The 18,181-nt window shown below is 34.7% G+C and carries 19 protein-coding genes; 15 read left to right on the top strand and 4 right to left on the bottom strand.

Features of this window, described 5'->3' with window-relative positions:
* Window positions 1–85 precede the first annotated feature (85 nt).
* The 3 genes from ADH31_RS08325 to ADH31_RS08315 all read left to right on the top strand — a co-directional run bounded on the left by ADH31_RS08325 (window position 86) and on the right by ADH31_RS08315 (window position 2,287).
* Window positions 86–691 (top strand): replication protein, encoded by a 606-nt coding sequence (locus tag ADH31_RS08325; protein ID WP_001040935.1) that lies wholly within the window; start codon window positions 86–88, stop codon window positions 689–691.
* Window positions 684–932, top strand: coding sequence for a MerR family transcriptional regulator (locus ADH31_RS08320; RefSeq protein WP_049510112.1), 249 nt, complete (start codon window positions 684–686; stop codon window positions 930–932). The genes ADH31_RS08325 and ADH31_RS08320 overlap by 8 nt, the downstream gene beginning before the upstream one ends.
* An 89-nt stretch (window positions 933–1,021) precedes the next feature.
* Entirely contained in the window at window positions 1,022–2,287 is a 1,266-nt protein-coding gene (locus ADH31_RS08315) for a tyrosine-type recombinase/integrase (protein WP_011837676.1), read from the top strand.
* Window positions 2,288–2,580: 293 nt separating this feature from the next.
* On the opposite strand, the gene ADH31_RS08310 is transcribed toward ADH31_RS08315, so the two are convergent.
* Window positions 2,581–2,997 (bottom strand): hypothetical protein, encoded by a 417-nt coding sequence (locus ADH31_RS08310; RefSeq protein WP_049510109.1) that lies wholly within the window; start codon window positions 2,995–2,997, stop codon window positions 2,581–2,583.
* 364 nt (window positions 2,998–3,361) lie between these two features.
* Here ADH31_RS08310 and ADH31_RS08305 point away from each other — a divergent pair, with 364 nt between their 5' ends.
* From ADH31_RS08305 to ADH31_RS08290, 4 genes are all read left to right on the top strand, one after another.
* A complete protein-coding gene (locus tag ADH31_RS08305) occupies window positions 3,362–3,742 on the top strand; it encodes a DUF6680 family protein (RefSeq protein ID WP_049510107.1) in 381 nt (126 codons plus the stop codon).
* A 62-nt stretch (window positions 3,743–3,804) separates the two neighbouring features.
* Entirely contained in the window at window positions 3,805–4,911 is a 1,107-nt protein-coding gene (locus ADH31_RS08300; RefSeq protein ID WP_049510105.1) for an AbiH family protein, read from the top strand.
* 129 nt (window positions 4,912–5,040) lie between these two features.
* Window positions 5,041–6,825: an AAA family ATPase gene (locus ADH31_RS08295; RefSeq protein ID WP_049510104.1), complete on the top strand. Its 1,785-nt coding sequence runs from the start codon at window positions 5,041–5,043 to the stop codon at window positions 6,823–6,825.
* Window positions 6,822–7,847: a hypothetical protein gene (locus ADH31_RS08290; RefSeq protein WP_049510101.1), complete on the top strand. Its 1,026-nt coding sequence runs from the start codon at window positions 6,822–6,824 to the stop codon at window positions 7,845–7,847. Before ADH31_RS08295 ends, ADH31_RS08290 begins: the two co-directional genes overlap by 4 nt.
* A gap of 166 nt (window positions 7,848–8,013) precedes the next feature.
* Here ADH31_RS08290 and ADH31_RS08285 read toward each other — a convergent pair whose 3' ends face one another.
* Window positions 8,014–8,277, bottom strand: a complete 264-nt coding sequence (locus ADH31_RS08285; RefSeq protein WP_049510100.1) for a hypothetical protein — start codon at window positions 8,275–8,277, stop codon at window positions 8,014–8,016.
* 221 nt (window positions 8,278–8,498) lie between these two features.
* Here ADH31_RS08285 and ADH31_RS08280 point away from each other — a divergent pair, with 221 nt between their 5' ends.
* The 7 genes from ADH31_RS08280 (at window position 8,499) to ADH31_RS09780 (ending at window position 14,892) form a co-directional block, all read left to right on the top strand.
* On the top strand, window positions 8,499–9,113 hold the full coding sequence (locus ADH31_RS08280) for a YesL family protein (protein ID WP_049510098.1): 615 nt from the start codon (window positions 8,499–8,501) through the stop codon (window positions 9,111–9,113).
* The gene (locus tag ADH31_RS08275) at window positions 9,091–10,764 is read left to right on the top strand and encodes a sensor histidine kinase (RefSeq protein WP_080980089.1); all 1,674 of its coding nucleotides are present in this window, start codon (window positions 9,091–9,093) and stop codon (window positions 10,762–10,764) included. The genes ADH31_RS08280 and ADH31_RS08275 overlap by 23 nt, the downstream gene beginning before the upstream one ends.
* Window positions 10,765–10,766: 2 nt before the next feature.
* The gene (locus ADH31_RS08270; protein WP_049510095.1) at window positions 10,767–12,053 is read left to right on the top strand and encodes a response regulator transcription factor; all 1,287 of its coding nucleotides are present in this window, start codon (window positions 10,767–10,769) and stop codon (window positions 12,051–12,053) included.
* A gap of 62 nt (window positions 12,054–12,115) precedes the next feature.
* Window positions 12,116–12,649 (top strand): ABC transporter permease, encoded by a 534-nt coding sequence (locus ADH31_RS08265; protein ID WP_049510093.1) that lies wholly within the window; start codon window positions 12,116–12,118, stop codon window positions 12,647–12,649.
* 72 nt (window positions 12,650–12,721) lie between these two features.
* Entirely contained in the window at window positions 12,722–13,189 is a 468-nt protein-coding gene (gene nrdI, locus ADH31_RS08260; protein WP_049510091.1) for a class Ib ribonucleoside-diphosphate reductase assembly flavoprotein NrdI, read from the top strand.
* 70 nt (window positions 13,190–13,259) lie between these two features.
* Entirely contained in the window at window positions 13,260–13,469 is a 210-nt protein-coding gene (locus ADH31_RS08255) for a hypothetical protein (RefSeq protein ID WP_000040887.1), read from the top strand.
* Between the two features lie 74 nt (window positions 13,470–13,543).
* Window positions 13,544–14,892 (top strand): IS3 family transposase gene (locus tag ADH31_RS09780; protein ID WP_152904352.1). Its coding sequence is split into 2 segments (ribosomal slippage): window positions 13,544–13,985 and window positions 13,985–14,892, totalling 1,350 coding nucleotides; the frame shifts between segments, so codons are not numbered across the junction.
* 47 nt (window positions 14,893–14,939) lie between these two features.
* Here the strand turns inward: ADH31_RS09780 and ADH31_RS08240 are convergent.
* Both ADH31_RS08240 and argS read right to left on the bottom strand, forming a co-directional pair.
* Window positions 14,940–15,188: a hypothetical protein gene (locus tag ADH31_RS08240; RefSeq protein WP_049510088.1), complete on the bottom strand. Its 249-nt coding sequence runs from the start codon at window positions 15,186–15,188 to the stop codon at window positions 14,940–14,942.
* A 662-nt stretch (window positions 15,189–15,850) separates the two neighbouring features.
* Entirely contained in the window at window positions 15,851–17,542 is a 1,692-nt protein-coding gene (gene argS / locus ADH31_RS08235; RefSeq protein ID WP_049510086.1) for an arginine--tRNA ligase, read from the bottom strand.
* Window positions 17,543–17,684: 142 nt separating this feature from the next.
* Between argS and argR the strand changes: the two genes are divergently transcribed.
* Window positions 17,685–18,131: an arginine repressor gene (gene argR / locus ADH31_RS08230; RefSeq protein WP_001231485.1), complete on the top strand. Its 447-nt coding sequence runs from the start codon at window positions 17,685–17,687 to the stop codon at window positions 18,129–18,131.
* Window positions 18,132–18,181: the final 50 nt, after the last annotated feature.

Below are 18,181 nucleotides of genomic sequence, written 5' to 3'. Positions count from 1 at the left end.
AAATTCAATTTTTTCAAAAAAACTTTGCATACGACCTGTCATTTCTCCTTAGTAATAGAACCCAAAAGAAATGAGGTAACTGCCTATGGCAAAAGAACAGCGCTCAACCAAATGGACTTTTCTCTTCTACGAGGAAAGCGCCCCAGAGAACTACTTGAATATATTAGAGGAACTCCATATTCCGTTTATTCTTAGTCCTTGGCACGATAAGGACGTTAATAGACAGACGGGAGAGTTCAAGAAATCGCACAAACACGGTGCTTTCTTCTTTGATTCACTGAAAAGCTATTCACAAGTATCAAATATCATCAGTGACAAACTAAACGGTCCAGCACATGTGGAGGTAGTTATGTCTCCCACTGGTTTATTTGACTACTTTACCCATGCGGAAAATCCAGATAAGACCCCCTACAACATTGAGGATATTGAAGTCGGTTGCGGATTTAATTTAGAAAAATTCTTGATGGAGATGAACTCCTCGGATTTTATACATGAAGTAGTTGATATTATCGAAGAGAACGACTTTACCGAATTTGAAGAATTGGTCTGGTATGCCCGAGCAAACAATACCAATTTATTAGGGCTTATCATTGAACGTACATATTTCTTCGCTAAATACCTAGATTCACGAAGATACAATCCTAATCGACTCCATAATTCAAACACAGAGGAGAAAGAGAATAATGAATAACGAAAAATTAGAACAAATTGAACAATTATTGCAAACACTTATCAAACTCATTCAAATCAAAGAACAGAACATACCACCAAAGATAGTACAACAGCGAGAATTGCTAAAACAGCTAAATATCTCTCCAAACACACTAAAAACATGGGAACGAAAAGGATTAAAAAGATTAGAACCTCCAATTGAGGGAACACGAACTGTCTTCTATTTACTAGATGATGTTATTAACTTCTTACAATCCTAATATTGAAAATTTGTGCTAAAATAGTTTTATCTAAAAGAAAGAGTGGTAACTATTTTAGCCTACTTCAATATCCCTGAAGAAAGGCAAACATGGAAACTGAAACAATTATCCATAATGGCAAAAAAGTCATTAAAAAAATCAAAAAAGATAAGTCCATCTCATACACTTTGAAGGGGGCATTTCTGGGAAAAGATATCAAAACTGGTAAGCAAGTCACTACTACCATTACAGCTAAGACACTAAAACAGTTAGATAGAGCAATCATTCGAGCACGACTAGAATTTGAAAAAAATGGCTCAACACGAGAAAAAGTTATCGTCATTGATACACTGGAAGATTTAGCTGAAGAATGGTTTAAATCATATAAGACCTGGGTCAACTCACATAATACTCTGAACAGAGTAAGAGGTTATCTTGATAATTATATTATCCCTAAATTTGGAGATTACAAACCAGATAAAATTGAATCTGCGGATATCCAGCTTTGGTTAAATGGTTTGGCAAAGAAATCAAAAGAGTCCATTGAATCTGGTATAAAGCGTGCTGATAAAGGTAGTGCTAAAGATTTTGGTGCTGTTATCCATAAGTTGAAAGATATTTTTGACTATGGAATTACAAACTATGGACTAATCACTAATCCTGTTAGCTCTGTTAAGATACCACCTAAGCCAAAATCAAATAAGCAACGCATCATGGTATTACATGATGATAGTCTTGTAATATGGCTTAATTATCTTGAAAGTTTAGATAACAATAGAGCCAATCGTAGATTTAAGTTAATTTGTAATACTTTATTAGCCTCCGCTTTGCGAATAAATGAACTACTTGCGTTGACGATTGATGACCTAGATTTTGAAAATTCTTCTATTAATGTCAGTAAAACATTGATGTGGAAAACCGCAAATAAAAAAGATGGGACAAAAGGGGAAGTTATCTGTAAAGCTACACCAAAAACTGATGCAGGAAATCGCTCTGTCCCTGTCCCTCTCCCCATAATAGAAAAACTCAGAGATTTCCACCACGAAATGAACTTGTATCTTGAATTGCACAACAGACATAGAACAAAACTGATTTTCCCTACAATCTATGGCAACTATATGTGTGATAGAAACGAGAGAACAACTCTTAAGAAAAGGTTAGTAGGTCTTGGATTACCAAACTATGGTTTCCATTTGTTCCGACATACTCATGCTTCAATGTTGCTCAACGCTGGCACAAATTGGAAAGAACTTCAAGTCAGAATGGGACATAAATCAATTTCAACTACAATGGATACTTACGCTGAATTAGCACCACAACGAAAGTTAGAAGCTGTGGGGATTTATCTTGAAAAGATTGCTGAGCTAACGCAATAACTACTCTACCATTCACTCTACCTTTTATTAGGTAGCATTCTAGAAACATTGATGTACCAACGTTTCTAACAGCTAAAATAGAAATTATTTAACTCTTACAGAAGTTAAATAAGAGTTAACTTATTATAAACATCTTAAAACCAATGGTTTCGGCCATTGGTTTTAATTTTTAGTAACATTATGGTAAACAGGTAGCGAGTTCAATTCTAGCTGCCTTTTCTGAAATAAGAATACTGATTTGGACAATTAAAAGCAAGTGAAGGAGCTTCATCTCATGATGAAGCTCCTTTTTATTAATGTAAGTAATCTAAAACTTCTTGAAATGGTTTACAAAATGCAGTTGCTCTCCCGCCTAGAGGGGAAATAGATTTACCAACCAGTTGCTCTGGATCATTTGTAAGAGTCATGGTATCAAATCTGATTTTCCTAGTTGTGCGTACAATATCTCCGTCAGGAGTCTGGCTCACTGTTCTATAATATGTAACAGTATATTTTCGAAAATGTTCATCTGTCCATAATTTTGCTACTGCTAAGATTTTTCCAGCATCGTGACCCGCTGAGATGATTAAAACACGCTGAACATCTTCACTATAGTCAGGAGCAATTTTCCAATCTCCTCTAGCTTTTTCCAAAAGTTCTTTTGAATTAAGGTTTTGTGCGTCAGAGACTTTAAGTATTAAAGTCTTATCTTTCATTGGGTTTGTTGCCATATTTGGCACCTCCTTCTTTTTTTAATATAATCATTATACAGTATTAAAACTGCGATTTCAATTAAAAACTGCGAGTTTTTAAAAATAATTTCATTTCTTGGATAAAATGTATTTTCATAGTTGTGCTTTAATTGAGTCTGTGATAAAGGTCTAACCTTAAATATAAAAAGCGAATAAAACGAGTTATCTGACATTCAGAATTCTGTCTTGTTCGCTTTGTTGTCTAGTCTATCGATTTTAAAAATTTATAATAAAGAATTCCTAAAATCAAAATCTTTTTGTCTCAGCCTATTTAGTAATTTACTAAAGGAAAATACTATCAATTAATGATATAATGATAGCATGAATTGAAAGGGAAATTAGTATGGATATTATTAACACAATTATTACTTCAGTTATCACATCAGGTATTATTGGAGTATTTATTTCAGAATATTATCAAAGAAAAACACTGGTAAAGAAAATGAAGAGGGATTACGTTATTGAACTTTTTAGCAACAGGTTCATGTTGAAAGAAAATTACACTGGTGATGCAGTTGAATTGAACAGGACGTTAGGAAAAATTCCAATCATATTTTCGGATAACAATCAAGTTATTGAATGTTACGATCGCTTTCTGTCTTTTACAAATGATCAGAATTTTTTAAGAATGATTAAGGCTATATGTAAAGATAAGAGTGTAAAAATTAATATTTCAAATTGGGATGATACAATGATTATGAGAACACTTTCGGTAGAAAGGTAGTAATATCCTTTTAAAAAATAAAGGGAAAGTATTTGATTAAATAAAGAATAGGAGAACCTCAAATGAGTTTGAACACTTTAAACCCCCACCCAACTAAGCAATTATTAATTATTGGGAATGGATTTGATAAACATTTAGGATTAAAGTCAACATATGCTGAATATTACTCTTCTTTAAGTGATGATGAGAGGAAGAATAATATTTTCACATTCCTGGCTTCAGATGAGAATTATAATTGGATTGATGTAGAATTACTGTTACTAAAATGTCTAACAATAATTAATAAATTTGACCAAGACGATGTTAAAAGTTATTTATTGAGTGTAGATTCTGATAGGAAAAAACGTATCCTAGATAGGATAGTCGATTATACTCGCTCTCATGACTTTATGACCAAATCAGAAGAAAAAAATTTAACATTTGAAATATTAAATTACTTGTCACAAATTATAGAGACTAATTGGTTACTATCAAAAGAATCAGTAAGTAATTTAAAAAAAGAATTAATGTCCTTAATGATGAGTCAAGTAAAAACTTTTGAATCCAATTTTAAGGAATATCTTTTAAATGAAATTAAAAGTTTTCCTGAAAACATATATAATGTAAAATCTCAATTTTTTATAGATGAACTATTAAAATCTGGAGTACCTTTTACTAATGAGTATAGTAATTCTCTGTTATCTTTTAATTATACTCCTCTCCCTAATAGCACCAAGTTTTTTAACTCTAGAGGAGGTAATAACGTTCATGGAATATTACTAGATAATATAATCTTAGGGATAGACAATCATAATTATAAAGAATTTATGGAGTTTACAAAAACATTCCGTATTATGACTGAGCTTCCACAAGAACCTTTAAAAATTTATGATAATTCTATAGACATCATTAAATTTTACGGACATTCATTGGGTGAAGCAGACTATTCATATTTTGTTTCAATATTTGATACATTTGATGTATATAATTCAGATGTAGTACTAAAGTTTTATTATGATGACTTTGATGGTCAATCTCATAAGAAGGAGCAGGTTGAGAGAGTTTATAAACTTATTAATCACTATGGAGAAACTTTTGATAATAAAGATCATGGACAAAATCTGCTTCATAAATTAGTGTTAGAAAGAAGAATTTATGTACTGAAAGTGCAGAATGATATTTTATTATAGTTAATTATTAAAATTTTATAAAATATACTGCTTAAAATATTTGTGATAAAAAAGAATTCTTTATTTACGGAATGTGTTCGTAAAGATGTTGTATTTATTTTAAAATAATTTGAATTAAAGGAAAAGATAATGAGAGTTAAAAACATTAGTTGCAATTTTTTTAATAAAGATTTGAATATGGAATTTAATGATAGTTCAAATGACGAAAGTAACACCTATAGCTTAATACTAGGAAATAATGGTTCAGGGAAAAGTACGCTTTTTGAAACTATTTTGAGTTACTATTCGAAGGAATATAATCGTGAAGATATTAAATGTAATTTAAATATTGAAGGGAAAATAAAAAAAATTATTCTATCAACCTATTCTCCGTATGATAGAATTAGAGCTCAAATTTCTAGAAGAAAAAAGGGGGGAGTGAATGAATCTGGTGCTGATACCCAATTTAAAGCGAAAAAAGAGGTAGAGATAGTCTATCCTCATCATTCCTGGAATGAAGTTATTTCATTAGCTAGTAGTTCATATTTTAAATGCAAGATAAGTAATGAGGGACATTTTAAAAAAGTAGAAGAAGAAGTATCGAATCTAATAGGGTTTGATAGTAACTCAGTTTACCTACTAATACAGTCTATTAATCAGCAAAGGATTTCGAATTTATTTGAACAGTCAATAATGAATTTTGATCTTTCTCTATGTGAACTCGTAGAGAAACGGTTAAATTATTCTAACTTAGAAACTGGAAATATAATAGAGTCATTTGAAACTTTATTCGATAGAAAAAATAGAATAATTTCTAATATAATGACAGAAATGAAAAACGATAACTATCTTAGTGAAAATGCTATAACAGAATACGTTGAAAAAATATTACTACCAATATTTCAAGATTTAAATTATAGAAAGAAATATTTCATTGATCATCTTTTGAATAATTATGATAGTTATGTATATGCAAAATACAACATAAATGGATCCCTAGACTTCGAGAAACGGCTTTCTGGAGTATATGAAAACTTTAAGGAGTTAATGCACTTAAAAGAATCCTTTGTATTCAACATAAAGGAATTTGCTTCCCATTTCCAGCTTCAATTCGATAGTATAAGCAAATATTTTTTAGAACTTGATAGCAAATCCTCAATAAAATTATTTAGTCTTTTACTTATTTTGAAAAAGACATATCAGAACATACAACAACAATTTGGTAAGCAACTATCTTATGAGGGTGATAGAAGGGTACTAGAGATTGATTCTATATTAGAATATTATAGAGAAGTATTTTTTGATAATGGTACATTATTAAACTTAGACTTCGATATTTTAGAAAAGACTGGTAATTTTTTGATTGATGATTTACTTATTTTGAAGAATAGTAGTCCTATTTCTATAACTAAACTTAGCTCAGGAGAATTAGCGCTTTTTGTTCGGATTATGGAAATTAGCTTATATATTGAAAGAGACAGTTTGATTTTAATCGATGAACCAGAAATCCATTTGAACCCATATTGGATTAATCAATATTATTATTTGTTAAGAGAATGTTTCGCAGATTTAGATTGTCACTTTATTATTGCTAGCCAATCTCCTATTGTAGTTGGGATGTTTAATAAGGAGCAAGTATTCTATCTTAAATATGAAGGTAATAGTATATCTGTGAAGGTTCTTGAAGAAGAAACCTTTGTGAACAATATTGATAACATATTGAGTTTTGTTTTTGATGTGACATATTTTAATAATCCACTTATAAAGAAAGAATCAGCGAATATCAAAGAGTTATCCGAGCGAGATTTATTCGGTGCTTTAGATAGAATTAATCAAATAGCATATAGTTCAGTAAGAAATCAAATTATTAGTGAAGTTTTAACAGAAGAAAAAATTACCCAGTTTGAAAAACTAATTAACGAGGTAGATAAATGAGTAGAAAAAGTAAATTAGAATTGCTATCGAAAGATATTAGCTCATTTCTAAACCAATGTAATAAAGGTGTTCCAACATCAACGATTTTAAATAATAATTTAAAGGAACTTAAAACTGTTTACGATAATGTTCCGACAATTAAAGAATTGATTGATGGTTTAAGTAATAGTGATTTTCTCGATGATATTATTGAACAGGACAATTTTTTTAATGAAAATTATTTTAAATACTTAGAACAGTCAACTTCTTGCAATCCAGTACCAAATACTGTTTCAGATATTGGTAGTTTTTATGAATCAAATAAAACCGACCCGTATTTTAGTTTTAAAGATATTTATTATTATATATTCTCTGAAAAATCTGAAACAGCTAAAACAGCTTATTCTTTATATTATGAAGAATCAATAAAAAAATATTTTTCTAAGGGTAAGTATCAAACTTATTGTTCAGTTTGTCAACAACAAATTTGTGTAGGTACAAGGGATTTGGATCATTTCTTGCCACAATCATATTTCCCAATCCTATGCTTAAGACATTTTAATATAGTACCAATGTGTACGATTTGTAATAGAATTTATAAAAGACATAAATTACCTGCTATACCTGTAATTCATCCCTATAAAGTTAATTTTCCGATTGAAAATATTCCAATATATTTAAAGGATTTAAAAGAATTAGAAATTCAAAAGCATGGCTTACCAAATGAATATTTGAATTACATAAAATATATGAGCTTAGATGAAAGGTTACATCATGAAGATATGGGATTAATAGTAGAAAACATTCTAAAAGAAGTTGAACAAAAGGCTGAACGAGAAATTAGAGCAGATTTAGTTAAAAACAAAAAAATAGCGATTATTAGAGAGATTCTTAAAGAAGTTATAGAAGAATACAAAAAATCTATCTTATCTTATAAAGAACCCTACCAATTTATCAAATTAAAAATATTAGAATTTCTATTACAGTCAGAAGATTACAAAAAATTAGTGTTAACTTTGTACCGAAAATGCTATATAAAATAACATAGTTTCCTTTGGTTTTAGATTTAATAAAAAACAAGGAATGGAATAGTGGTTCAATAAAGTAAACTATCTTCATAGTTATTCTATTTTTCAGTCAATTAAATTAACCGTGATTCAAAATGAAATCACGGTTTTTATTTATTATTGGTAGTGATTGGGAATTTCTTCACAATGTTACCTTCGTAGTTAAGGTGCTATAGTTTAGGTTGGTCAACATCTGATTGCAATCCTCTACAGAAAGCTCGTAAGATTTTTGGAGAAATTCAGCATAAATCATTTCCTCTATGGATGATTGTCGTAAACTTCTTCCAGCAATTTCCATTAATTTTATGGAAACTGGATAAGGTAATGTTAAGGCTATACATAGTGCTACAATGGTTTGTAATTTAGGTTCTGTTGAATTTTTTTGTAAACTATATACTTTGGTCATTAATCGGTATTCCTATCTATCTTTATTATAGTACAAATACCTTTATTAAACAACTATATACTTATTCATTTGTACACCTTTGACAAGGATGGATGCTTACTTCGGACTTGCTACTAAAAAGGTAGCGAGTTCAACTCTCACTACCTTTTCTATCCTCTTCTTTTTTGAGAGCGCTTGAAATATGTTATAATAGTTCTAGATTATTTTTTTGGAGGCAAACCGTGGGAAATTTTATTGAGCTAGTCTTTCATCGTTTCTTTTTGGGGATGATAGCTACAGCTTATTTTTGGTTATTGACACTAGCAGGAGGTGTGGTTTTTGGTATAGCACCAGCTAGTGCGACTATCATGAGTTTATTTGCAGAACATGGTTATTCTTACCGTGCCTATGGTTTTAAAGAGGCTTGGGCTCTTTACAAGAGTAATTTTATTAAAAGCAATCTCAGTTTCTACACCTTTATGGGACTTGACTTGATCTTGATTTATGGTTTGTATCTCATGATCCAATTGCCGCATCAGACCATTATCCATTTGGCAGCAACCTTTCTAAATATCTTTTTGGTAGCCTTGGTATTTTTGGCTTATACAGTTTCTCTAAAATTACAAGTTTATTTTGACTTATCCTATCAAAATACCTTAAAGCTTGCCTTTATCGGAATTTTTATGAGCTTATCAGCAGTGGCTAAAGTTCTTCTTGGTAGCGTCTTGTTAGCCATTATTGGGTTCTATATGCCAGCCCTTATCATTTTTGTAGGGATTGGTATGTGGCATTTCTTTATTAGTGATTTATTGGAGCCTGTTTATGAAAGCATTCATGAAAAATTGGCGTCCAAATAGGATGAAACAGTTTTGGCTTCATTCACTCCTTCGAACCTATACTTGGGTGATGATTGTCATCATTGCTAGTTTTGCTCTGTTGATTTCCTATGTGAACTGGGATAGTCGAGAAAAAGAAGCAAGACAGGTTTCCCAGCGGGTTTTGACTCGAACAGTGAGCGAGGTTGAGTATTATTATCGAGAGTCAGCCCGTTCAGCCCAAGGTTTAGTAGATAATCAAGCGCGAATCGAGGGAATTTATAAGTATTTTAGCCTTAGTACACCGGATTATTTTTACTGGCAACTGGAACGTAAGGCATCACCCTATATTTCTGTATCCATTTATGAAAATATCGATGACCTTTATGTGCGCAATGATTTTGTAACGGGTGTAGCCATTGTCTTGCAAGACTCGACAGAAGTTTATGTTTCGACTAGGGACAATCGTAGTGGTTACAAAGTTTCTGCAGATGCCTTTAAGCCAGATGCCAATAGTTTCGCCATTCCCGTATCCGATCCAGTATCGGATCAAGCTCTTGGTGTTATTTATGTCTCTGTATCTTCCGATGTTTTTTATAAGGCTATTGATAATACCCGAGGAAATATCCCAATTGCTGTGAGCATCACCTCTCCTTTTGAAACGGATATGTTTCACCAAGGTGAAAAAAGTGATCGAGAGGAATGGTTGCAAGATGAGACAGCTCATGGATATCAGGTTCAGGTTGCAGTTCCGAGGGATTATGTCCTTAGTGGGAGTATCTTTAGTTCGATTTTTATTCTTGCTTTGAGTCTCCTCTTTATCGTTATTTTATATGTAACCTTGAAAAAAACATTTTCGAAGTATCAAACCCAGGTTGTTGACCTAGTGGAAACAATCCATGATATTGCGCAAGGAGAACAAGGTAAAAGAATTGATCTCACGAAAAAAGACCAGGAATTACTTTTAATCGCTGAGACAACAAATGATATGTTGGATCGATTGGAGAGAAATATCCATGATATTTATCAGCTTGAACTGAGCCAAAAAGATGCCAATATGCGCGCCCTACAAGCTCAGATAAATCCACATTTCATGTACAATACTCTGGAGTTTCTGCGGATGTATGCTGTGATGGAGAATCAAAATGAATTAGCAGATATCATCTATGAGTTCAGTAGTCTCCTACGCAATAATATTTCCGACGAGCGAGAAACGACACTCAAACAAGAAGTAGAGTTTGGTCGGAAGTACAGCTATCTCTGTATGGTGCGTTATCCAAAATCCATTGCTTACGGATTTAAAATCGACCCTGGATTGGAAGAAATGCGCATTCCAAAATTCACCCTCCAACCCTTGGTGGAAAATTATTTTGCCCACGGAGTTGATCATCGACGTACAGATAATGTGATCAGTATCAAGGCTTTGAAAAAAGATGGCTATGTTGAGATCTTGGTAACCGATAATGGACGTGGAATGCCTGCTGATAAGCTAGCAGAGATCCAGGATAAATTAGCTCAAAGAACCTTCGAACATACGGTGGATTATAGTGAGAAACGTCAGTCCATTGGGATTGTCAATGTGCATGAGCGCTTTGTACTCTACTTTGGCGACCGCTATGACATCAGTGTAGAATCAGTTGAAAAAGAAGGTGTTCGCTATCGAATCACCATTCAAAATGAAGAGAAAGGATAAAGATGTATAAAGTACTTTTAGTTGACGATGAGTACATGATTACAGAAGGACTCAAACGTTTGATTCCTTTTGACAAATGGGATATGGAAGTAGTTGCAACAGCCAATCATGCTGACGACGCTCTGGACTACGTTCGAGAACATCCCGTAGATATTGTCATTTCTGATGTCAATATGCCTGACAAGACAGGGCTTGAGATGATTGGGGAGATGAAGGAGTTGTTGCCAAATGCTTACTATATCCTCCTTTCAGGCTATCAAGAATTTGACTATGTCAAAAAAGCCATGAATCTCAATGTCGTTGATTATCTGGTCAAACCAGTCGATAAGGTTGAGCTTGAACGCTTGCTTGAAAAGATTGCCAGTCAGCTTGGTGAAAAATCTCATGAGCCAGAAATATTGAGTCAGCAACTAGATGAAGAAGCATTCAAGGCTCATCTCAGCCAAAAAGAAAATTGGTGGATCGGACTTTCCAAGGAAAAACAAGGGAATTTTGTCATTCCTTACTACGTTCTGGGGCAAGATTGGCAAATTATCCTTGCAGATCAGGAATTTGCGGGCTTGTTGGTCATGCCTTTTGAGGCACCTTATCAAGCCAACTTTGAAAAATGGAAATTTAATGTAGAAAAGGCACTCTTCTATGGAACTGTTAATTTAGATCAGTCTGAAAGTCTCTTCTCATATTATGAACCCATCTATCGAGTGATTATCCAGGGGAATCTCCAGCAGATTATCGAGGAGTTGACCTTACTTGAGAAGATTGTTCTTGAAAATACACCGAGAGTCTCTATCACTAAGCAGCTCTTTACTCAGTTTGTTATGGATGTTTTCCATCTTTTTGAGCATTTGAAGGCAGACGACATGACAGATATTGTCAAGAACATCCATGCCATTACAACTTTTGAGGACTTAGTCGCTTATACCAAGGAAACCTTGATATCTTTCTTTGGCCAATACCGCATGAATGAAAATGTAGTTAGTGTGCTTGAAGTCATTGGTAGAGACTACAAAAAAGAACTTTCCCTCAAGGATATCAGCAAGGATCTCTTTATCAATTCCGTTTATTTGGGCCAGCTAATCAAGAAGGAAACCAATTCAACCTTTGCGGAGCTTCTCAATAAGCAACGCATTAAGGCTGCCCAGCAGCTCTTGCTATCTACCAATGATAGTATTGAGGATATCTGTTATACAGTTGGTTACAGTAATGTTGGTTATTTCTATAAGGTCTTTCGAAAACTATGTGGGAAGTCTCCTAAAGCCTACCGTAAACAGGTGGAAGCAAACTTATAAGATTTGTTTTGCTTGTTAAAATATGCTATAATAAACTAAAAAAACATAAGGGGGTTGCTTTGATGAAAAAGAAACCAATCTATCTATGGGTATTACTGATTTTTTCAGCCTTACTCTCAGCAATGTCACTATTTGGAATCATATCTCCAGTACCTACTGCGGAGGGTATGAACAATCTAGAAACATCAGCATCAGGTGTTAATGCTACTTATGCTAAGGAGCTCGTTGATTACACCATTAAGGTATCGGAGCATGGTCATTCTGTCTTCAGCATTCTCTTGGTTGTCTTATCTGTTATTCTAGTTGTTGTGGCTTTGGTTTTCCTTATTCGTAAAAACCTTCAATTGGCTAACTACACTTATCTTGCTTATGTCTTCGTTGCCATCGTTGGTTCTATCTACAACTTTATCGGCGTTCAGGATGCGGTTTCACTTTTTACAGACCCTAACATCCGTATGGGAGCGGAGCTTGGTGCCAAAGGTTCAGCCATTTTTGGGATCGTACTCAATGTTATCTTCCTAGCAATCGTCTTTTATAAAATGTGGCGTCAGCAAAAAGAATTAACAGAAACTCAAGAAGAGGAAGAACTTGCCTAAGAGTTGACAAAGCATAACTATCAAGATACAATCTTGGTAGTTATTTTTTATGATTCAAAAAAGGAGGAGAAAATGAAAAAAATTTCCTTGGTCTACATCAGTCTGAGCGGAAATACGGAGAGTTTCGTAACACGATTGAAGGCTTACCTATTAGAGCAGTATGAGAATATTGAAGTAGAAAAAATTCATATTAAAGACTTGGTCAAAGAAGGAGAAGACTTCTTTGAGATGACCAACCCATATGTGGCTTTCCTACCGACTTACCTAGAAGGTGGCAATGGTGTTGACAACGGAGATGTAGAGATTTTGACCACTCCAGTAGGTGACTTTATCGCCTATGGTGACAATGCCAGCAAGTGTTTTGGTGTTGTAGGATCCGGTAATCGTAACTTTAACAACCAATACTGTTTGACGGCTAAACAATACAGCCAACGCTTTGGTTTCCCTGTTCTAGCTGACTTTGAGATGCGTGGAATGCTGGGAGATATTAAAAAGGTTGCAGGAATTATCGCGGAACTCTATGAATTAGAAGTTTTGTAAGAGGCTAGATTTTCTGAGGAAGAGTTTTATTCCATGAATAAAGGATTTACTTAAAAAGGGGACAATCGAAATGAGTAAACTACAGAAATCATTTTTAAAGTATATAAAACGCAAACCAAGCTTCAAGGATATTATGCTATGCAGTGCTTTGCTACTATTAGCGATTGCTCTGCTACTGTTCTCTGAGAAAATTTTTGATGAAGATGCAGCACCATTTGGAACCATGGTATCCTTAGGGATTGTTATCCTGGTAGAAATCTTAGCTGTCAGAAATAAATAAAAAGACTCGAGAAATGCATGAACTGCACCCCAAAAGTTAGACAGAAAAAATCTAACTTTTGGGGTGTTTTTATTATGAAATTAACATATGAGGATAAGATTCAGATCTATGAACTTAGAAAGCAAGGTCAAAGCTTCAAGCAGCTTTCAAATCAATTTGGGATAAACATTTCTAATCTTAAGTACATGATTAAATTGATTGATTGTTATGGAATAGAAATCGTCAAAAAGGGAAAGAATTGTTACTATTCACCTGAACTAAAACAAGAAATCATTGATAAAGTTCTACTTGAAGGTTGTTCACAAATAAGGGCGTCTCTAGATTATGCTCTTCCAAGTGTTGGAATGTTGCCTAATTGGATAGCACAATACAGAAAAAACGGGTATACTATTGTTGAGAAAACAAGAGGGAGACCAGCTAAAATGGGACGTAAGCCAAAGAAAAAACCTGAAGAGATGACAGAGTTAGAACGTCTTCAAGCAGAAAATGAGTACCTGAGAGCGGAGAATGCTATTCTAAAAAAGTTGAGAGAACTCCGATTGAAGGAGGAAAAAGAGCTAGAAGAAAAACAGAAATTGTTCAAGGATTAGTAACAGAGTTTCCTTTAGATATCCTTCTAAACATTATCAAACTTGCTCGTTCAACCTATTATTACCACTTAAAGCAGCTGAATCAAGTAGATAAAGATCAAGCTATCAAAGTGGAAATACAAGCCATTTATGATGAACATAAGGGAAATTACGGCTATCGTCGAACGACTCTTGAATTGAGAAATCGTGGTTATATAGTAAACCATAAGAAGGTCCAACGTCTGATGAGAGTCCTTGCTTTAACAGCTCGAATTCGTCGGAAACGGAAGTATTCTTCCTACCAAGGAGAGATTGGTAAGAAAGCAGATAACCTTATTCAACGCCAGTTTGAAGCAGCTAAACCAATGGAAAAGTGCTATACAGATGTGACAGAGTTTGCCATTCCAGCAAGCAGTCAAAAGCTTTACTTATCGCCAGTTTTAGATGGCTTTAACAGCGAAATTATTGCTTTTAATCTTTCAACTTCACCAAACTTAGAACAAGTAAAAACAATGTTGGAACAGGCCTTTACAGAGAAACATTATGAGAATACGCTTCTCCATAGCGACCAGGGCTGGCAATACCAACACGATTCTTATCATCGGTTCCTAGAGAGTAAAGGAATTCAAGTATCCATGTCACGCAAGGGTAACAGCTCAGACAACGGCATGATGGAGTCCTTCTTTGGTATTTTGAAGTCTGAGATGTTTTACGGTTATGAGAAGTCGTTTAAATCACTTGACCAATTGAAACAAGCTATTGTAGACTATATTTATTACTACAACAACAAACGCATTAAGGTAAAACTAAAAGGACTCAGTCCTGTGCAATACAGAACTAAATCCTTTCAATAATTATTTGTCTAACTTTTTGGGGTCAGTACAGCATCTCGAATCCTTTTTCATTTTCTGATGTCTTCCACAATTTCCTTTGAAATCATGATTCCCAAACGATATCCCTTATTGATGTAGTCGATGACATCGTTGATGTTTTCTGTTGTTTGAATTTTTTCCTTGATAGTAGCTCGAAAAGTTTCATCCTTTAAAAGCTGTTCTTGTAGAAGGACTTGTAGTTTTTCCTTTTCGTATTTGTTAATGAGAAAAAGAACGACAAGACTGATGACAACTAAAATATAAGCATATTGGCTCATAAAATCTCTCCCTAAGTGATAAAGAAATTAATAGCAAGAGAAAAGCGAAAAAGATTTTTCGCTTTTCAAGTAATGACAATATAGAAATTAGGCAAGTGATCGCTAATCTAAAATAGTAGATGTAATGCACTCCGCCCCTAGTACCAAATAAAAGTCCGTAGAGGTTTAGGATCGGTTGCTTAGATCGCTCTGCAATTCAGTAACATTAAGATTGCGACATGAACCTAACCAAATCGATGTTATTGTTCAGATAAATTAGTAAAGCGTTTAGGCAAGTCGCCTCATTTACGACGTCGTGGGCCTCTAAAGCGATTATATTTAGAGGCCATGACTAGTGAAGCGCCTAGCCAAGGTCCGAATAGGATTTGGCGTTAGTTACTTAGACTGCTTTGCAATAAAGTGATTAAAAGCCTACGACATGAGCCTAACTAAATCGATATTATTTGGTTAGGTGAATTAGTGAAGCGTTTAGGCAAATCGCCATATAGCGATTGCCGTCAAGAGACTAGGAACTGTAGTTCCAATAACTTTAAGATTACGACGTTTTAGGACATAAATCGATCATATTTATGTCCTAAAACTAGTGAAGCGCCTAGCCAAATCCCTTATAGGATTTGGCGTTAGTTACTTAGATTGCTTTGCAATCAAGTAACTTTGGCGATTTACATCTTCTCTGGTGCTTCTACACCCAGCAGACGAAGTGCTTCTTTGAGGACAACTGCTGTTGCATAGCTGAGGGCTAAACGACTGTCGCGTTCTGGACTTTCATCCAAGATGCGAGTGTGAGCGTAATATTTGTTGAAGGCTTGCGCTAAGCTAATTGCAAATTTAGCAATGATAGAAGGTTCAAAGTTATCCGCCGCACGGTTGATAATACGTGGGAAATCTTGGATGAGTTTAATGATTTCCCAGCTTTCAGTATCATTCAAGCTATAGTTAGCATCTGCTTCAGGTTTGAAATCGGCTTTGCGCAAGATGGATTGGATACGAGCATAGGCGTATTGAACATAAGGACCAGTCTCGCCTTCAAAGGATACCATGGCTTCAAGGTCGAAGTCGTATCCATTTGTACGGTCAGTTTTAAGGTCATAGAATTTAATGGCTCCAACTCCAACAGCATGAGCAACCTGATCTTTATTTTCAAGTTCAGGATTTTTGGCTTCGATTTGCGCTTTGGCACGGCTGATGGCTTCTGCGACAGTAGGCTCTAGTAAGATAACGTTCCCTTTACGAGTAGAGAGTTTCTTGCCTTCTTTTGTTACCAATCCAAAAGGAACATGGACAATATCTTGACTCCAATCGTACCCCATCTCTTGCAAGACAGCCTTAAGTTGTTTAAAGTGAGCAGATTGTTCTTGACCAACGACATAGATAGATTTAGCAAATTGATATTCGTTTTTACGGTAAAGGGCAGCGGCCAAGTCACGTGTGATGTAGAGAGTTGCACCGTCAGATTTCTTGATAAGAGCTGGGTGTTCAATTCCATATTTTTCAAGATTCACAACTTGGGCACCTTCTGACTCAACAAGAAGTCCTTTTTCAGAAAGAATGTCTACAACTGCATCCATCTTGTCATTGTAGAAGGCTTCCCCGTTGTAGCTGTCGAATTCAACCTTCAATTCATTGTAAAGACGGTTAAATTCCACCAAACTTTCATCACGGAACCATTGCCAAAGTGCGAGAGCTTCCTCATCTCCATTTTCAAGTTTACGGAACCATTCGCGTGCTTCTTCATCCAAGCTAGGGTCATTTTCAGCTTCAGCATTGATGCGAACGTAGAGTTTAAGAAGTTCATCAATCGGATGAGCTTTTACAGCTTCTTCGTCGCCCCATTTTTTGTAGGCAACAATCAGCATTCCAAACTGTTTACCCCAGTCTCCTAAATGGTTGACCTTGACCGTTTGATAGCCGATTTTTTGGAAGATATGTGACAAGCTATCTCCGATAACAGTTGAGCGCAGGTGACCAATAGAGAATGGCTTAGCAATATTGGGACTAGACATGTCGATAACAACATTTTCTTGTTTACCAATATTTTGGTCAGCATAGTGTTCTTTTTCAGTGATAACAGCTTGTAATACTTGAGCAGAAATGGCATTTTTATCAAGGAAGAAGTTAACATAAGGTCCAGTAGCGACGACTTTTTCAAAGGCTTGGCTATTGATTTTTTCAGCGATATCTGCTGCAATCATTTGTGGAGCTTTTCTCTCAACTTTTGCTAGAGTAAAGGCAGGGAAGGCGATGTCTCCCATGTCAGAGTTTTTGGGTTGTTCTAGTAAATTTAAAATAGCCTCTTGATCCAGGCTATCAATGACGCTAGCCAATTCGCTAGCAATCAATTGTTTTGTATTCATTATAAACTCCTTTGGACTTTTCTTCTATTTTATCACAATTTTGAGGAATGATAAGAATTTTTTTGAAATATTCAGTTTTTTTGGTATAATGTTCTTATTAAATAGTTGTAAAATGTTATAAATATTCACTCGAGAGGATGTTATGAGAAAAAGAGAACGTCATCAGTTGATCAAGCAGATGATCACTGAGGAAAAATTAGGGACTCAAAAAGAGATCCAGGATCGGTTGGAAGCACGCAATGTTTTTGTGACGCAAACGACCTTGTCGCGTGACCTTCGTGAACTGGGCTTGACCAAGGTTAAGAAAAATGATAAGGTCTACTACGTACTAGCAAATGAGACAGAGAAGATTGACCTGGTTGAGTTCTTGTCCCATCATTTGGAAGGTGTAGCAAGAGCAGAGTTTACCTTAGTTTTGCACACTAAATTGGGTGAAGCCGCAGTTTTAGCCAATGTTGTCGATGCCAACAAGGATGAATGGATTTTAGGAACAGTTGCGGGTGCCAATACTCTCTTGGTAATCTGCCGAGATCAGCATGTTGCTAAACTCATGGAAGATCGTTTGTTAGATTTGATGAAGGATAGATAAGGAGGTTGGGACAAAAGTCCTAGCCTCTCAATTGTCTTTGGATTGTCGAG

Source organism: Streptococcus pseudopneumoniae (assembly GCF_001072375.1).
GTDB lineage: Bacteria > Bacillota > Bacilli > Lactobacillales > Streptococcaceae > Streptococcus > Streptococcus pseudopneumoniae_L.
The sequence above is the reverse complement of the archived record's forward strand: the minus strand, read 5'-3'. Positions and strand labels throughout refer to the sequence as shown.

Excerpts from the sequence above, each read along its gene's own strand:
- ADH31_RS08300 (WP_049510105.1), top strand. The coding sequence starts at position 3,805 with ATGAGTTTGAACACTTTAAACCCCCACCCAACTAAGCAATTATTAATT.
- ADH31_RS08290 (WP_049510101.1), top strand. The coding sequence starts at position 6,822 with ATGAGTAGAAAAAGTAAATTAGAATTGCTATCGAAAGATATTAGCTCA.
- nrdI (WP_049510091.1), top strand. The coding sequence starts at position 12,722 with ATGAAAAAAATTTCCTTGGTCTACATCAGTCTGAGCGGAAATACGGAG.
- ADH31_RS08285 (WP_049510100.1), bottom strand. The coding sequence starts at position 8,277 with ATGACCAAAGTATATAGTTTACAAAAAAATTCAACAGAACCTAAATTA.
- ADH31_RS08295 (WP_049510104.1), top strand. The coding sequence starts at position 5,041 with ATGAGAGTTAAAAACATTAGTTGCAATTTTTTTAATAAAGATTTGAAT.
- ADH31_RS08320 (WP_049510112.1), top strand. The coding sequence starts at position 684 with ATGAATAACGAAAAATTAGAACAAATTGAACAATTATTGCAAACACTT.
- argR (WP_001231485.1), top strand. The coding sequence starts at position 17,685 with ATGAGAAAAAGAGAACGTCATCAGTTGATCAAGCAGATGATCACTGAG.
- ADH31_RS08310 (WP_049510109.1), bottom strand. The coding sequence starts at position 2,997 with ATGGCAACAAACCCAATGAAAGATAAGACTTTAATACTTAAAGTCTCT.
- ADH31_RS08270 (WP_049510095.1), top strand. The coding sequence starts at position 10,767 with ATGTATAAAGTACTTTTAGTTGACGATGAGTACATGATTACAGAAGGA.
- ADH31_RS08240 (WP_049510088.1), bottom strand. The coding sequence starts at position 15,188 with ATGAGCCAATATGCTTATATTTTAGTTGTCATCAGTCTTGTCGTTCTT.
- ADH31_RS08305 (WP_049510107.1), top strand. The coding sequence starts at position 3,362 with ATGGATATTATTAACACAATTATTACTTCAGTTATCACATCAGGTATT.
- argS (WP_049510086.1), bottom strand. The coding sequence starts at position 17,542 with ATGAATACAAAACAATTGATTGCTAGCGAATTGGCTAGCGTCATTGAT.
- ADH31_RS08315 (WP_011837676.1), top strand. The coding sequence starts at position 1,022 with ATGGAAACTGAAACAATTATCCATAATGGCAAAAAAGTCATTAAAAAA.
- ADH31_RS08275 (WP_080980089.1), top strand. The coding sequence starts at position 9,091 with ATGAAAAATTGGCGTCCAAATAGGATGAAACAGTTTTGGCTTCATTCA.
- ADH31_RS08265 (WP_049510093.1), top strand. The coding sequence starts at position 12,116 with ATGAAAAAGAAACCAATCTATCTATGGGTATTACTGATTTTTTCAGCC.
- ADH31_RS08325 (WP_001040935.1), top strand. The coding sequence starts at position 86 with ATGGCAAAAGAACAGCGCTCAACCAAATGGACTTTTCTCTTCTACGAG.
- ADH31_RS08255 (WP_000040887.1), top strand. The coding sequence starts at position 13,260 with ATGAGTAAACTACAGAAATCATTTTTAAAGTATATAAAACGCAAACCA.